Origin of the sequence: Amycolatopsis sp. WAC 01416 (genome assembly GCF_003947485.1) — a bacterium.
Classification (GTDB): domain Bacteria; phylum Actinomycetota; class Actinomycetes; order Mycobacteriales; family Pseudonocardiaceae; genus Amycolatopsis.
Map to the genome: position 1 here is coordinate 165,287 of NZ_QHHX01000010.1, position 15,840 is coordinate 181,126.

12 protein-coding genes are annotated in these 15,840 nt (G+C 70.5%); 8 read left to right on the forward strand and 4 right to left on the reverse strand.

Annotated features, from left to right (window positions below; all coding sequences use genetic code 11):
• Positions 1–45: 45 nt before the first annotated feature.
• Positions 46–678 carry a TetR/AcrR family transcriptional regulator gene (locus DL990_RS31820; RefSeq protein ID WP_125786984.1) on the reverse strand — a complete coding sequence of 211 codons (633 nt, stop codon included), beginning with the start codon at positions 676–678 and terminating at the stop codon, positions 46–48.
• A 48-nt stretch (positions 679–726) separates the two neighbouring features.
• Between DL990_RS31820 and DL990_RS31825 the strand changes: the two genes are divergently transcribed.
• Genes DL990_RS31825 through DL990_RS31835 form a run of 3 tightly spaced genes read left to right on the forward strand, consistent with a single transcriptional unit; the run spans position 727 to position 3,997 of the window.
• A complete protein-coding gene (locus tag DL990_RS31825) occupies positions 727–1,674 on the forward strand; it encodes a patatin-like phospholipase family protein (protein ID WP_233598985.1) in 948 nt (315 codons plus the stop codon).
• A complete protein-coding gene (locus DL990_RS31830; RefSeq protein ID WP_125800893.1) occupies positions 1,671–2,519 on the forward strand; it encodes an SDR family oxidoreductase in 849 nt (282 codons plus the stop codon). The genes DL990_RS31825 and DL990_RS31830 overlap by 4 nt, the downstream gene beginning before the upstream one ends.
• Positions 2,516–3,997: an NAD(P)/FAD-dependent oxidoreductase gene (locus DL990_RS31835; RefSeq protein ID WP_125800894.1), complete on the forward strand. Its 1,482-nt coding sequence runs from the start codon at positions 2,516–2,518 to the stop codon at positions 3,995–3,997. Before DL990_RS31830 ends, DL990_RS31835 begins: the two co-directional genes overlap by 4 nt.
• Before the next feature lie 47 nt (positions 3,998–4,044).
• Here the strand turns inward: DL990_RS31835 and DL990_RS31840 are convergent, their stop codons facing one another.
• A complete protein-coding gene (locus DL990_RS31840) occupies positions 4,045–4,797 on the reverse strand; it encodes a hypothetical protein (RefSeq protein ID WP_125786987.1) in 753 nt (250 codons plus the stop codon).
• Positions 4,798–4,801: 4 nt separating this feature from the next.
• Entirely contained in the window at positions 4,802–5,392 is a 591-nt protein-coding gene (locus DL990_RS31845) for a papain-like cysteine protease family protein (protein ID WP_125800895.1), read from the reverse strand.
• 385 nt (positions 5,393–5,777) lie between these two features.
• Between DL990_RS31845 and DL990_RS31850 the strand changes: the two genes are divergently transcribed.
• The 5 genes from DL990_RS31850 (at position 5,778) to DL990_RS31870 (ending at position 14,693) form a co-directional block, all read left to right on the forward strand.
• Positions 5,778–8,588 carry an AAA family ATPase gene (locus DL990_RS31850; protein WP_233620631.1) on the forward strand — a complete coding sequence of 937 codons (2,811 nt, stop codon included), beginning with the start codon at positions 5,778–5,780 and terminating at the stop codon, positions 8,586–8,588.
• A gap of 279 nt (positions 8,589–8,867) precedes the next feature.
• Positions 8,868–9,566, forward strand: a complete 699-nt coding sequence (locus DL990_RS31855) for a TetR/AcrR family transcriptional regulator (protein ID WP_125786990.1) — start codon at positions 8,868–8,870, stop codon at positions 9,564–9,566.
• On the forward strand, positions 9,566–12,118 hold the full coding sequence (locus DL990_RS31860) for an ABC transporter ATP-binding protein/permease (protein ID WP_125800897.1): 2,553 nt from the start codon (positions 9,566–9,568) through the stop codon (positions 12,116–12,118). The genes DL990_RS31855 and DL990_RS31860 overlap by 1 nt, the downstream gene beginning before the upstream one ends.
• On the forward strand, positions 12,115–13,830 hold the full coding sequence (locus DL990_RS31865; RefSeq protein WP_125800898.1) for an ABC transporter ATP-binding protein: 1,716 nt from the start codon (positions 12,115–12,117) through the stop codon (positions 13,828–13,830). The genes DL990_RS31860 and DL990_RS31865 overlap by 4 nt, the downstream gene beginning before the upstream one ends.
• A complete protein-coding gene (locus DL990_RS31870) occupies positions 13,827–14,693 on the forward strand; it encodes an alpha/beta fold hydrolase (RefSeq protein ID WP_125786993.1) in 867 nt (288 codons plus the stop codon). The genes DL990_RS31865 and DL990_RS31870 overlap by 4 nt, the downstream gene beginning before the upstream one ends.
• Here the strand turns inward: DL990_RS31870 and DL990_RS31875 are convergent.
• Entirely contained in the window at positions 14,668–15,594 is a 927-nt protein-coding gene (locus DL990_RS31875; protein WP_125800899.1) for a hypothetical protein, read from the reverse strand. The genes DL990_RS31870 and DL990_RS31875 overlap by 26 nt on opposite strands.
• Positions 15,595–15,840 lie beyond the last annotated feature (246 nt).

A 15,840-nucleotide genomic window follows, 5' to 3' on the forward strand; every position in this document is an offset into this window, starting at 1 on the left:
GGCCCCCGCCTGCTGGTGCGCCGAAACGGGCCGGCCGGCCGGTTCCTATCGAGGCGCCGCGATTCCGTCGTACATGACCCGCCGGATCGCCCGGCTCATCGTGGCCTGCCTTTCCGGTGACGGGTCGCGCAGTTCGGACAGGATCGACGCGAGGATCATCCCGTTGATCGCGCGGGCGGTGGAGTCGACGTCCAGGTCCTCGTGCAGATAGCCGAGGCGGACGCCATGATGCAGGTAGCCGGCGGTCAGCTCGGCGGCGGTCTCGTAGAAGTCGAGCACCCGTTCGCGCATCTCGGCGTCGATGCCCGCCGCTTCGAGCAGGAGGAAGCGGGCCATCCGCGGGTCGCCGCCGAAGATCCGGGCGAGCGCCTCCCCGATCCGCGCGCTCTGTTTGCGGTACTCGGCGAGGCTGTTGACCGCGTCCGGCGCGTTGTCCGCGGCCAGCGCGCCGACCACCTTTTCGACCAGGTCCGTGATGACGTGGTCGACGATGTCCCGTTTGTTCTGGAAGTACCGGTAGAAGGTGCCGTGCCCGATGCCCAGCCGTGCGGCGATGTCGGCGATCCCGGTCGCGTGGTAGCCGCGTTCGGCGAAGCAGTCGAACGCGGTCTCCACGATCTCGCGCCGTAGTTCCTGTTTCTTCCGTGCGGCCCTGCTGACCGGGGTCTCCGTCGTCATTCCGTCAGCTTATTGCCTGACGCGTTCAAATGACATACCGTTCCGGAAATGACACGTCATTCCGCGAGGGCGCTGGTGCTCGGCTGCGGCGGAACCCTGGGGTTCGCCTGGACGGCCGCCGTCCTCGACGCGCTGCACGCCGAAGCGGGGTGGGATCCCCGCGAGGCGGACATCCTGGTCGGGACCTCCGCGGGCGCCGAAGCGGCGGCGATGCTCGGGTCCGGCATTCCGGCGAAGGCGATCCTCGACGCGGTAGCCGGCGCGCCCGGTGGAGACGCCGTCGTCGCCGCGCACGTCCAGCGGGTGCCGAACCGCTTCCCGCCGCTGCCGTCTCCGCGCTGGCCCGCGGCCGGGCTGGTCCGGGCCGCGCTGCGCCGGGACGTCGACACGCTCGCCGGTCTCGCGGGCTTTCTGCCTCGTGGCAGGGGAAACGCCGGCCGGCTCCGCGAGCTCGGGGACGCGCTGGCACCCGGCGGCTGGGTCCCGCATCCCGCGACCTGGCTGGTGGCCTCGGATTCGGCGGGTGACCGGGTCGCCCTCGGCTCCCCGGACGCGCCACCCGCCCGCCTCGGCGAGGCGATCGCCGCCTCCTGGGCGATCCCCGGCTGGTTTCCGCCGTCCGTTGTGGACGGACGGCCGCTGCTCGACGGCGGGACGGTTTCCCCGACGTCGGCCGACCTCCTGCTGGGGCACGATGTCGGCGAGGTCGTGCTGGTCGCGCCGATGAGCAGCGAAGGCGGGGCTCCGGCACGCGGTCCGGCCCGGCTGGAACGCCTGCTGCGGACGGCGATGACCAGGCGCGTGGACGACGAGGCGCGACGGCTGCGCGCGGCCGGTGTCCGGGTGGTCCGGATCGAACCGGGACCGGCCGATCTCGCCGCCATGGGCGCCAACTTCATGGACGGACGGCGGCGGGAACACGTGCTCACCACGGCGTTACGGACGGCGCCCGGTCTGGTCGCCGACGCCTTCGAACGAGAGGGAGTGCGCGCATGAGCAAGTACCCGGATCTCGACCTCGACGGGGCACACGTGGCGATCACCGGTGCGGGCCAGGGCATCGGCCGCGCGACCGCGGAACGCATGGCCGCCGTCGGGGCGCGCGTGTCCATCGGCGATCTGGACCTCGAAGCCGCGAAGCGCACCGCCGCCGGGTTCGGTGGGACAGCGCATCACCTCGACGTCGCCGACCCGGCGTCCTTCGCCGCTTTTCTCGGTGACGCCGAACAGGGGAACGGGCCGCTCGCGGTGCTCGTCAACAACGCCGGGATCATGCCCAACGGCGGTTTCCTCGACCTCTCCGACGCCCTGAACCGGGCGACCATGGAAGTCAACGTCTTCGGCGTGGTCCACGGAATGCGGTTTGCCCTGCCCGGAATGCTGGAGCGCGGACGCGGCCACATCGTCAACGTCGCGTCGCTGGCCGGGAAGTTCCCGGTCAAAGGGCTGGCGATCTACAACGCCAGCAAATTCGCCGTCGTCGGGCTGACCGCGGCGACGCGCCTGGAGTACGCGCCGCACGGCGTGAGCGTCTCCGCCGTGCTGCCGTCGGCGGTCGACACCGCCCTCGCCTCAGGGCTCGACATGCGGCCGATCCCGAAGGTGAAACCGGGCAGGATCGCCGACGCCGTCGTGGCTTCCGTCCGCACCCGGGCCGCGGAGATCGCCGTGCCCGGTTACGTCGGCGCGCTCGCCACCCTCGCGGCCGTGACACCCGAGCCCGCGCTCAACGCCTTCCGTCGGCTGATGAGGGACGACCGGGCTCTGCGCCCCGATTCACCGGAGCGGGACGGCTACCGCGCCCGCCTCCATCAGGACACCCAGCGGGAGGAAAACGCATGAACGCGCAGTACGACGCCGTCGTCGTCGGAGCCGGTTTCGGCGGGATGGGCGCGGCGATCCAGCTCAACCGGCTCGGCTACGACAACCTGCTCATCCTCGAACGCGAGTCCGGCCTCGGCGGCACGTGGCATGTGAACCGCTATCCCGGCCTGGCCGTCGACATCCCGTCGGCCACCTACTCGTACTCGTTCGAGCCGAACCCGCACTGGTCTCGGCTCTTCGCGCCGGGCGCGGAACTCAAGCGGTATGCCGAGCACGTCGCGGACAAATACCGGCTGCGGCGATACATGCGGTTCGGCTCGGTGGTCACCGGCGCGGTCTGGGACGAGGCGAAGGCGCACTGGACGGTCTCCCTCGCCGAGGGTGGGCCGGTCACCGCCAAGTACCTCCTCACCGCGACAGGATTCCTTTCGCAGCCCAAGAAACCCGACATCGCCGGGATCGGCACCTTCGGCGGCAAGGTCATCCACACCACGGCCTGGGACGACGACTACGACCTCGCGGGCAAGCGAGTGGCCGTGATCGGCACGGGCGCGACAGCGGTCCAGCTGATCCCCGAGATCGCGAAGATCGCGCGGGAACTGACCGTGTACCAGCGGACACCGATCTGGGTGAGCCCGAAACTGGACTTCCCGGTGCCCAAGGCCGTCCGCCGCGCGTTCGCCGCCGTCCCGTTCACCCAGCGGGCCGCCCGGCTGACCGGGACCGCGCTGCTGGAACTGATGATGGTCTCCGGTGTCCTGCACTACAAGCAGCTGCCGATGGCGAACCGGCTCGGCAAGCTGTGGTGCCGGGCGCATCTGCGCCGTCAGGTGCGGGATCCGGGGCTGCGCGCGGAACTGACACCGCGCTATTCCTTCGGTTGCAAGCGGCCGACGTTCTCCAATGAGTACTACCCGGCCTTCACCAAGGACCACGTGCACCTGGAGACGACGTCCATCGCGAAGATCGACGAGACCGGCATCGAGACCACCGACGGCGGGCGGCGGGAGATCGACGTCCTGGTGCTGGCGACCGGATTCGATTTGTGGGAGGCGAACTTCCCGGCGATCGAGATCATCGGCCGCGACGGCCGGAATCTCGGGAAGTGGTGGCGGGAGAACCGGTTCCAGGCCTACGAGGGCGTCGCGATCCCCAAGTTCCCGAACTTCGTTTCGCTCAACAGCCCGTATTCCTACTCCGGGCTGTCCTATTTCACCACCATCGAGACGCAGATGCGGCATATGGACCGGCTCTTCGGCGCGATGCGGCGGCGCGGCGCGACCGAGTTCGAAGTCACGCAGGAGGCCAACGACGCGTTCCTCGACCGGATGACCGAACGCCTCGGCGACTCGATCTTCGCCCTCGGGAACTGCGCCCCGGCGAACAGCTACTACTTCAACCCGCACGGGGAGGCGACCCTGCTCCGGCCGTCCTCCACGCTGAACGCCATCAAGGAGGCGGGGAGTTTCCCGCTCGAGGACTACACCTTCGCCTAGCGGTCAAGGGGTGCCGGGACCCCGCGCGGTCCCGGCACCCGTCGCGTTTACTGCCTGCGGAGCCGGAGTGTGACGGCCGCGCCCGCCGCGGCGAGGAAGACCGCGCCGAGTGCGTACGGCCACCACGGCACCGAGTTGTCGCCCACCGGGGAGGCACCATAACCGCCGGCGGCACCGGTGCGGTCGTAGGTCGAGCCGGGCAGCTTGTCGCCGTAGCGGCCCTGCAAGGCCTCGCGGTAGGCGGCGAGCGTCATCTTCTCGCCGGTCTTCGCGACCGAGGAGCCGTCGAGGACCGTCACGGTGTCCCCGTCGACGGAGTACCAGGCGCCCGCCTGCGGTTCGCTCAGGAGGTAGCCCCTGCCTGCCTGCGCCGCGAGGCGCTTTTCGACGTCACCCGAGGCGACGTTGTAGACCGACCAGCCCGAGCCCTCGCGCTGCGACCACACGGTCGCCGCGTCACCGTTGCCGAGGGTGGCGGGTGTGGCGACGTAGGCGAGTTCGGCGGGGACGGAGGACGTGCCGGAGATGAAGGCCGCGGTCGGCTGGTAGACCGCCACCGGCGTCCGCGGATCCGCCTTCGCGGTCCTGGCCGCGATGGCCGTGTCCGCCTTGGCGGCACCGGGGAAAACCGCCTTGGCGAGCCGCTGGGTGGTCGCGTCACTGGTGACCACAGTGGACACCGCGGCGAGGTCGGCGGCGGTGGGCGCGCCGCTGGGGGCGTCGGCGGCGGAGGCTTGGCCGCCGAGCGCGAGTGACAGTCCGAGGGCGAGGATCGTGGCGCCGAGGAAGGTTCGCTTCATGGTTTCAGTCCTTGATCCCGTAGACGGTGTGGGTCCAGGTGAACGAGTTGTTGGACCGGTAGGCGTTGTAGCTCATCTGGTTGTAGCGGGGGCTCGAGCCCCACGGGTCGCCGTAGTAGACCGTCGTCGCGCCGTTCGTGTTGTCGTAGCCGTAGAGCACGTGCATGTGGCCGCCGCCGTTGCGCCAGCCGATCCGGGTGCCGATCGGCTGCCGCGCGTCGACCTGGCCCTTGATGGAGGCGAAGCTCAACGTCTGGCCGGAGGAGCTGTAACTGCCGACGTTGCTGAACCCGAGCCAGCGGAACACGCGCTGCTGATCGCTGAGGTAACCCTGGTTGTTCGCGCAATCCGTACCGGACTCGTTGTGCGCGACCTGGCAGAACTTCGTCTGCGTCAGGCTGTGCCCCCACCAGGCGGCGATGGTGTTGCCGCTGGCGTCCCAGCACCAGTTGCTCTTCTCCTGTGCCTGCATCTTGATCGGGATCGTGGTGGCGGCCGTGATGGCGGGCGCCGCGGCGGCGGGCGCCTGCAGGGCGACCATCGCGGCGACACCGGCGCAGGCCGTGGCCAGCCCGCGCCTGAATGAGGTCTTCACCGTCGGAACACTCCTAACTGGATGGTCGGACGCGAAACACGCGCGGGCGGCTACCCGACGGAACAAGTGGGGACTTCGGCTACCCGACTGGGTGGCCGACCGGCGCGAGCAGGGGATTTGCGCTGTGACGAAGTGACGGAGGGGCACTGCGAACAGACTGAGATTCACCCTCTGGTGGATCCCGTGGCAAGGTTCGCGGCAATACCTAAGGGTCCGTATTACCGCCGCGCGGCTCCGTGTCACCGCGGGTCGGCGTCGCCCGATCGAGTTAACGACGCGGGAAGCTCGTGACTCCGGTGGTGTGGACCAGCGGAAAGCCTGCGGCCCGTGGTGACTGTTCGTGTTCCCGCCTTTCGGCGGGTGTCCGATCGGTATGGTCCCGAGCATGCCGACGAGCGGTGCGGCATCGGTGTTCGTGGCCCGCGACACCGAATTGGCCGAACTGGTGCGCGTCGCCTCGCGCCCGCCGTCGGTCGCCGTCGTCGAGGGTGAACCGGGTGTGGGCCGGAGCCGTCTGCTCGAAGAACTGGTCGCCCACCCCGGGATCGCGTCACGCGTGGTCTGGTCCACCCGATGTGTTCCCTTCGCCCGGCCGTGCCGGTTGGCGCCCTTGGTCGACGCGTTGCTGGGGAGCGGCGCCGTGGCCGCCGCCCACGCGGCGGAGTTCTCCCCGGTGACCGGCGTCCTGCGGCGGCTGATCCCCGAATGGTCTTCGTGGCTGCCGCCGTTTCCCGAGAACGCCGACGACGGCACCGTCCGGCAACAGGAGTTCCGGGCCGTTCGCGAAGTGCTGACCGGCTGCGGTCCGGCGGTGCTGGTCCTCGACGACGTCCACGCCGCCGACGACGAAACGTGGGAGTTCCTGCGTGGGCTCGCGGCGTCCCCGGCGACGTCGCTGAGCGTGGTGGTCAGCGCGGTTGCGTGTGGTCCCAGGCGATTCCCGCCGCTGCCCGGAACCGCCGCGCAGCTGTCACTTCGGGCGTTCAGCGCCGTCCAGGTGCGTACGCTGCTGGACGTTTCCTTCGGCCGCTGTGCGCCGGATTTCGCCGAGGCGGCCCACCGGCGGACGTCCGGGATCGCCGTCGATCTGACGGCTCTGGTCCAAAGCGCCGGTGACGCGCTCCCGGCGACCGTGCCGCCCATCGTGCGGAGCCGGGTCGCCGGGCTGATGGCGGCGATCGGCCCGGCCGCGCGGGACGTCGTCAGCGCGGCCGCGGTGCTGGGATCGCCTGCCGGGGAACCGGAGCTGGGCGCTGTCGCGGCATCGTCGGCCGGGGAGATCTCCGGCGCGGTCACCGAAGCCGTGGAAACGGGACTGCTGCGTGATCTCGGCCGCGGCCGGTACGTCTCGGGAAGTCCGCTCATCGGTGAAGCCGTCTACGCCTTGCTCCCCGGGCCTCAGCGGTGCGCGATGCACGGACGCGCCGCCGCCCGGCTCGCCGCGGACGACGAACCCATCGCGTCGCTCGTCGCCCGCCACGCACGGCTTGCGGGTGACCTCGCCGAATGGACACAGTGGACCGGCGTCGCGGTCGACAACGCCATCGAAGACGGCCGGACCGAGGAAGCGGGTCGTCTGCTCGAAGCGGCTTTGCGGGACGCGGAGCTGCCGTGGGCCGCGCGCGAGTCGTTCGCCGTCCGGCTGGGGAGGGAACTTCCGCGCAGCATCGCCCACGCGGGCACGGTCCGGCTGCTGCGGGAGATCCTGCGCGAATGGCCGCTGAGCAAGGCCGCGCGTGGCGAGATCCGGGTCAATCTCGGGCAGGTGCTGATCAACCAGGTGGGCAAGGTCGACGCGGGCAGGCTCGAGATCGAACTGGGCGCGGCCGATCTCGGGAGGCGGCAGGCGCTGCTCGCCAGGGGCTTGGTCACCCTGGCCCTGCCGCATATCGGAACCGTCCCGGTGGAGGAGAACCTCCGCTGGCTCGACCAGGCCGAGCAGATGAGCAAGGGGGAACACGACGCGGGAGTGCTCGCCGCGATCGCCGCCAACCGGCTTTCGGCGCGGATGCAGATCGCGGATCCGGGGGTGTGGCAGGACATCGCCGACCTGCCACCCGTGCCCGAGTCGGCCGAGGTCTGCCGCCAGGTGGCCCGCACCTACATCAACCTGGCCGACGCGGTGGCGTGGAACGGGCATTACCCCGTCGCGCGGGCGTACCTCACGACCGCGCGACGGCTGATCCGCGACGATCACCAGCCCTATCTCGACGCGCTGGCCGACGGCACGGAACTGCGCCTGGACCTCGCGATGGGGGAGTGGGCGAGCGTCACGGAGAAGGCGCGGGCGATGCTGACCCGGGTCGACAAGGACAGCTCGCTGGCGGCCGAGCCGCTGCTCGTGCTCGGCTGGTACGAGTACGGGCAACACCGGCCGGCGGCGGCGCTGCGCAGTTTCGACGCGGCGTTCGCGCTTTCCGCGGGAAGCGTCCCGGTGCAGGCTTCCGCCTACGCTGGTCGCGTCGCGGTCCATCAGGCGGGCAAAGACCTGCAGGCGGCCCTGCGCCTGGCGGAATACGGCCTGGAAATCGTGCGCCGCAAGAACAATTGGCTCTGGGCGGCCGAACTGATGCCGTTCGCCGTGCGCACCATGCTCGGGCTGGGGCAGCACGTCGAGGCGCGAGAGCTGCTCGGCGAGTATCGGCAAGGCATCGACGGCAAGGACGCCCCCGTCGCGAACGCTTCGGCGCTGCTGTGCCGGGGGTTGCTCACCCGGTCACGGGGCGAGACACTGCCCGCCGGTGATCTGCTGCTCGGTGCCGCGCAGGCGTACTACGCGCTGCCCCTCCCGTATTTCGCCGCCTACGCCGACGAACTCGCGGCCGGATGCTTCGCCGAAGCCGGGGATCTGGCACGCGCCGTCGCTTCCTTCACCACCGCGGAGACGGCGTACGCGAGCCTCGGCGCCGCTGTGGACGCGCTCCGCTGCCGCCGGTCACTGCGTCGCTGTGATCCGGAGATGCCCCGGCGCGGTCGCAAGGGGTACGGCGAAGCGTTGTCGCCGAGGGAACTCGAAGTCGCCAGACTCGCCGCCCGGAACCTCACGAACCGGGAGATCGGCGAGCGGCTGTTCCTCTCGCCGCGGACGGTCGAAATCCACATCGGACGGGCGCTGCGCAAGTTGGGCCTCCCGTCGCGCACCGTGCTGACCGAAGAGCGGCTTGAGGGGTTGACCGTGAAGGAACCGGGACGTTAGTTGTTTCGATTGCAGATCCGTGAGGGCCTCCTTCCTCAAGTATCTGAAGGACTCCAGCCGGGCGCTCACGTGAGTGGTCGCGGTCCGTGGGGATGTCGTGAAGCAGCCGCCCGCTCATCCTCGCCACTCACGACCACCTTGGCTCGGCCCGTGCCACGGCAGACTCGCTCACCCGCCACCAGCCGACGAACTCGATCTTCACGCCGGGGGACGGGCTTGACTTCAAGGTAAGCCAACCCTTAGTTTCCCCCTATAACTTTCCATCGGTGAAGGGGTGCGATGCCGAAGATCGGTGGTCGTCCGGCCAGGATCGCGAGGGACGACATCCTGCGGGCCGGTCGCGAGCTCGGCATGCGCCGGCTCAGCGTCAAGGCGGTCGCGGTCCGGCTGGGGGTGACCGCGACCGCCCTGTACCGGCACGTCGACGGCCGGTGGGGGCTCGAGCGGCTGGTCGGGGAGAGCATCCTGGCCGAGTTACGGCTCCGGGACGATCCCCGGCACGGCCTCGAACAGCATCTGTTGTCCTTCGCCCTGCAGATGCGGGCCTTCATGCTGGAGTATCCCGGCCTGGTCACCTATCTCCAGCTGCTGTTCCCGCGGGGTGACGGCGGTCAGCGGCTGTTGAACACCGAGGTCGACGCCCTCGTCCGCCGGGGTTACGAGCCCGGCGCGGCGATCGTGCTCAGTGGCGCCGTCGCGTCGCTGACCATCGCGATGACCGCGTCCGAGGAGCACAGCATGGCCGCCGAGGAGGCCGACGGCGACGGGCTGGACCGGGAGCGGCAGGCGGTCCTCGACCGGTTGTCCCGTGACGACCGGCTCGCCGGGCCGTCCGCCGCGTTGCCGCAGGTGCCGAGGCCCGAATACGTGCGGTTACTGCTGACCGCGTCGATTCGCGGGTTGATCGAGTCCTGCCCGCCGGGCAGGCCGGTCGCCGAGATGGTGGCCGATCTGGCGGCCACGGGGGAGGAACTTTGATGGCGCGCGGATTCCAAGGCGCGGTGATGCGGGGTTTCGGGGCAAGAGACCACGAAGCGACCGTCGTCGGGACAGAAGAGATGGCGCCGCGTTTCGTGCGGGTCCGGTTCGTCTCGCCGACGTTGTTCGAGGACGTCGTCGTGGAGCCGACGGCCTGGCTCCGGTTCTGGTTCCCGGACCCGGAGGGCGGCCCGACGGAGTTCCAGCGCGCGTACACGCTCACCGAAGCCGACCCGGAAGCCGGCACGTTCGCGATCGACGTCGTCCTGCACGAACCCGCCGGACCCGCGTCGCGGTGGTTGCGTGAGGCGCGGCCCGGATCGACGGTTCCGGTGATGTCACTGGGTTCCACGTCGTTTTCGGTCCCCGCCGAACCGCCCGCGGGTTACCTCCTGATCGGCGACTCCGCCTCGATCCCCGCGATCAACGCGATCCTCGACGTGGTCCCGGCCGGAATCCCGATCGAGCTGTACCTCGAAGAGCACGACGAGACCGACCGGCTGATCCCGCTGGGGGAACACCCGAGGCTGGCCGTGCACTGGGTGCCGCGTGAGGACGCGACTTCGCTGGCCGCGGCGATCGAGACGCGTGACTGGTCGGACTGGCAGGCGTGGCTCGCGCCGGAAGCGGGCTCGCTCAAACAGCTCAAGACCCGGTTGCGGGACACGTTCGGCTTCCCCAAATCCGAGGTGCACGGCCGGGCGTACTGGTACTACGGCAGGGCCATGGGTTCTTTCCGCGGGAAGAAGGAAGAACCGGCCGCCGCAGTCCTGAAACCCGCAGTCCTGAAACCCGAAGTCCCGAAGCCCGTAGAGGAAGCACCCAAGGGAGCTTGGCGGGCACAGGCCGCCGGACGGCTGCTCGCGCCGGTGCGGCGGACGCTGATCTTCGCCGGGATTCTGCAGGCCGTCGTGACGTTGATCCGCCTCGCGCCCTTCGTGCTGCTGGTGGAGCTGGTCCGGCGGTTGCTCGCGGGCGGCGGATCGCTGTGGGCGATCGGCATCGCGGCGCTGGTGCTGCTGGGCGTGGGCACACTGGTCGAATCCGCGGTCGTGCTGTGGCTGCACGCGGCCGACGCGCGGTTCGCCCGCGACCTGCGGCAGCGGCTGCTGGGCAAACTCGCGAGGCTACCGCTGGGCTGGTTCACCGCCCGCGGTTCGGGCACGGTCGCGAAACTCGTGCAGGGCGACACGCTTTCGCTCCATTATCTGGTCACGCACGCCGTCCCCGACGCGGTGGCGGCCGTCGTCGCGCCGGTCGCGGTGCTGGCCTACCTGTTCGCCGTGGACTGGCGGCTCGCCCTCGTCCTGCTCGTACCGATCCTCGTCTACCTCGTCACGACGTCGATCATGGTCGTCCAATCAGGACCCAAGACCGGCCAGGCGACGCGCTGGGCGGAGCGGATGGCCGGGGAGGCGGGCGCGTACCTCGAAGGCCAGCCGGTGATCCGCGTGTTCGGCGGTGCCGCGGCTTCGTCGTTCCGCCGTCGGCTCGACGAGTACATCGGTTTCCTCGGCGACTGGCAGCGACCGTTCACCGGCAAGAAGACCATGCTGGACTTCGCCACCCGGCCCGCCACCTTCCTGCTCCTGATCGCGGGTGCCGGCACGCCGATGGTGGTGGGCGGTGGCATGGAGCCGGTGACGTTGATCCCGTTCCTCTTGCTGGGTACCACGTTCGGCGCCCGGCTGCTGGGCATCGGCTACGGTCTCGGCGGCGTCCGTGAAGGGATGCTCGCCGCCCGCCGGATCCAGGTCGTCCTCGACGAACCCGAACTGTCCACTGTGGAGCAAAAGATCATCGACGGCGTCGAGCCCGGCACGGTGGAACTGGACCGGGTGGGTTTCGCTTACCGCAGCGGGGTCCCCGTGCTGGAAGACGTGTCTCTGACCTTGCGCCCCGGTACGGTGACCGCGCTGGTCGGCCCGTCGGGAGCGGGGAAGTCGACGCTCGCCGCGCTGGTCGCGCGGTTCCACGACGTCACCGAGGGCGCGATCCGGGTCGGCGGCCGGGACGTCCGCGCCTTCGCCGCCGACGAACTCTACGGCCGGGTGGGATTCGTACTGCAGGATCCGCGACTCGTGCAGGGGACCGTGCGGGAGAACATCGCGCTCGCCGTCCCCGTTGCCACCGAAGGTCAGGTCGTCGCCGCGGCTCGCGACGCGCAGATCCACGAGCGGATCCTGCGGCTGCCCCAGGGATACGACACCGTCCTCGGTGCCGGTTCCCAGCTGTCGGGCGGAGAACGTCAGCGGGTGGCCATCGCCCGCGCGATCCTCGCCGACGCTCCCGTCCTCGTCCTCGACGAGGCGACCGCCTTCGCCGATCCCGAGTCGGAGTACCTCGTGCAACAAGCACTCGACCGGCTCACCGCCGGCCGGACCGTCCTGGTCATCGCGCATCGCCTGCACACCGTCACCGGCGCCGACCGGATCGTGGTCCTCGACCGCGGGAAAATCGCCGAAAGCGGGACGCACGAGGAATTGCTGGCTTCGGGCGGGCGCTACACCCGCCTCTGGCAGGCCGGTGCCGGAGCGGGGGTGACCGCGTGATCCGCACACTCCTTGGCCTGATCCCCGACACGAAACGGACGGCGTTCCGGCGTTACGTCGTACTCGCCGTGCTTTCGGTGCTGCTGCGTGCCGCCGGTGTCGTGCTGCTCGTGCCGCTGGTGGGTGCCCTGTTCGGCGCGGAACCTTCGGACGCGTTGCCGTGGCTGGGCGCGCTCGCGGCCGTCACCGCGGCGGGCTGGGCTGTCGACGCCGTCGTGGGACGGCTCGGCTTCGACCTCGGGTTCGGCGTGCTCGACCACGCCCAGCACGGCGTCGCCGAGCATCTGACGAACGTCCGGCTGTCCTGGTTGGACAGTGAGCACACCCAGACCGCCCGCCAGGCCATCGCCGCCACCGGCCCCGATCTCGTCGGCCTGGTCGGCTACCTGCTCACGCCGCTCATCGGCGCGGTCCTCCTGCCGTTCGCGATCGCGCTGGCCCTGCTGCCGATCGCCTGGCCGCTCGGCGTCGCCGCGCTGGCCGGGCTCCCGGTACTGCTGGGCGCGTTGTGGGCGACCGGCCGGATCACCCGGCGCGCCGACCGGACGGCGGCCGAAACGAACACCACGCTGACCGAGCGGATCGTCGAGTTCGCCCGCACCCAGCAGACGTTGCGCGCCGCCCGCCGGGTGGAACCCGCGCGCAGTCACGCCGGCGCCGCGCTCGCCGCGCACCACGGCGCGACCCTCCGGCTGCTGCGCCTTCAGATCCCGGGGCAGGTGCTGTTCGGCATCGCAGGCCAGCTGGCCTTGGTCCTGCTCGCCGGGACGACCGTTCTCCTTGCCACGCAAGGGAGCCTGACCGTGCCCGAGGCGATCGCGCTGATCGTCGTGATCGCCCGCTACCTGGAACCGTTCACCGCGCTCGGCGATCTCGCGCCCGGCATCGAGACGGCGACCACCACCCTCGGCCGCATCCGCACCGTGCTCACCGCGCCCATCGCTCCGGCCGGGGAGGCAGCGCCACCGGCGAAGGCGCCGCGGATCCGGTTCGAGGACGTCGGCTTCCGCTACGCACCCGGCACCGAGAACGTGCTGGAGCACTTCGACCTCACCCTGGAACCGGGGACGACGACCGCGATCGTCGGGCCGTCCGGCTCGGGCAAGAGCACCGTGCTCGCCCTGCTCGCCGGCCTGTACCAGCCCACCAGTGGGCGGGTGCTCGCCGACGGGACGGATCTCGCCGGCTTGTCCGCGGCCGGGCGGCGGGAGCTCGTCAGCGTCGTCTTCCAGCAGCCGTACCTGTTCGACGGTTCGGTGCGCGACAACGTGCTCGCCGGGGATCCCTCGGCGAGCGACGAAAGGGTCGCCGAGGTCGTCACGCTCGCCAGGGTCGACGAGCTGCTCGAACACACGGCCGTCGGCGAGGCGGGCGGCGCGCTCTCCGGCGGTGAGCGGCAACGGGTGTCCATCGCCCGCGCGTTGCTCAAACCGGCGCCGGTGCTGCTGGTCGACGAGGCCACGAGCGCGCTGGACACCGAGAACGAGGACGCCGTGATCCGGTCGCTCAGCGCCGATCCCGTGCGGCGGACGCGGGTGATCGTCACCCACCGGATCGCCGGGATCCGGCACGCCGACCGGGTCCTGTTCCTGGAGGAGGGGCGGTTGGCCGAGGACGGCACCGTTGAAGAACTCCTTGCCAGGGAAGGACGTTTCGCAGAGTTCTGGCGGCGGCAGATCGACGCCACCGGCTGGAGGATCGCCGCGCGATGACCCACACGCAGGGTGAGCCCGAATGGGTCACCACCCGTGACGGCAGACGGCTCTACGCGATGGTCCATCCGGGGCCGGAAGATTTCGCCGGGCCGACGGTCGTGTTCGAAGCCGGAGCGGCGGCCACCCGGTCGTCCTGGGCGGCGGTCCAGCCGGAGGTCGGCCGGTATGCCCGCGCGATCGCCTACGACCGCTCCGGGCTCGGCCGCAGCGCCCCCGACCCCGGTGGCCGGACGCTGCGCCGGATGGCCGACGACCTCAACGACGTCCTCGACCATTTCGGCCCTGGACCGTACGTACTCGCCGGGCACAGCGCCGGCGGGCCGATCGTGCGGCAGGCCGCCGCCCGCCGCCCGGAGCGGATCGCCGGTCTGGTGCTGGTCGACCCGACCGATGAGGCGGCGGACGTGCTCTTCGGCCGCGCCTTCCGCGCCGGTGAACGCGTCATGCTCGGGCTCGGCGGCGTGCTCGCGCGGCTGGGCCTGCTCAAGGTCGTCTTCCGCGGTCTGCTGCGGGACATCCCGGACGACGTCCGCCGCGACCTCGAACGGGAGGCGTTCACCGTCGGGACGATGCGGACCCATCGGGAACAGGCCCGTACCTTCCTCGACGAACTGGCCCTCTGGCGGCACGATCCGCCGGTGCTCGGGGACATCCCGCTCACCGTCGTCTCCGGCGGGCTCGGTGAGGGCGGGATGTCCGCCAGGATGAGAGCGCAGGCGAACGCTTCACACGCCCACCGCGTGAGCCTCTCGCCCGGCGCCAGGCAGGTGATCGCGGAGCGGTCCGGTCACTACATCCCGAAGACCGAACCCGAGGTGATCGTCCGCGAGATCGTCAGGATGACGTCAGCGCCTGCCTGAGTTCTTCGTAGGTCGGGGCGAGCCTCCGGAGTGTCTCGGCGGCACACTCGTCGTCTTCGGTGACGAGGTCGTACTGCAACGAGCCGACCAGCCGAGACTGCGCGGCGAGGACGGCCGCGGCGTCTTCGCGGCCGATCCGGCGCAGGCACGCCGCCGCGTCGGCCTGCCTCCGGGCGCCGACGCGGATCGCGAAGTGGACGAGCAACCCGCGCAGGTCCGGGTCGCGACCGGCCTCGATCCGGGCGGCCAGTGCGAGGGCCGCTTCGCCGTTGCCGAGACTGCCGGGCGGGAGACCGCCGTCGTTCTCGCCACCGAGCCGCCTGACGGCCCGGGGGAGCGACCCGACGATCGCGGCTTCGTCGTCGACGACGGTGTGCCGGACGAAATTCGTGCGCATCGTATGCGGTTTGCCGTAGGCGACGGTTTCGGCGAGCCAAGCGGCGGCGAAATCCGCTCGCGGGATCCGCGCGTACGGATATCCCTGCGGGTCGTGGGCGGTGACGGACTCGCCGTCCGCGGCGAGCGCGACCAGGAAGTGGTCGGCGCCGATCGGGCCGGTCATCCCCGGCTGGTGGCGCAGATGCCCCATCTCGACCGGGCCGATCAGGACAGGACCGTCGGCGAGGCTCTCGACGAGCCGTGCGAAGGCGTCGTCCGGATCCGGTTCGCTGACGGTTTCCACGCTCCAACCGAGGGCGTCGAGAGCCTCGCCGATGCCGAAGTGGGGATCCCAGCCGAAGGCGTCGAAGAACGGCAGTGACCCGCCGACCAGCTGCATGCCGAACGGGCTGCCGGTGACGGTTTCGAGCACGTCGATTCCCGGCGCATCGGAGCCCAGCATCATCGCGAGGGAATGGGCATAGCAATAGGGACCGGAGCCACTATACGGAAGCTCGAGCATACGTTCGACGATGGCGGTTTTCGCGCGAAAACGCCAGTCCCTTCGTTTTCGTCCGTTGTGGACGGTGACCCCGCGATTCATCACCCGTCCGGGGGTTTCGGGGCCACTCAACGGGTTCTATCCAGGGGACACCGTCGATCCCGCTTGCCGTCGACGATCTTGCCGAACCAGGATGACCATCACTTGGCTCGCTGTCGCCGTCGTCCTGACCTGGGCCGACGGGAGCGAGGGGTGAGGCGGAGGCGG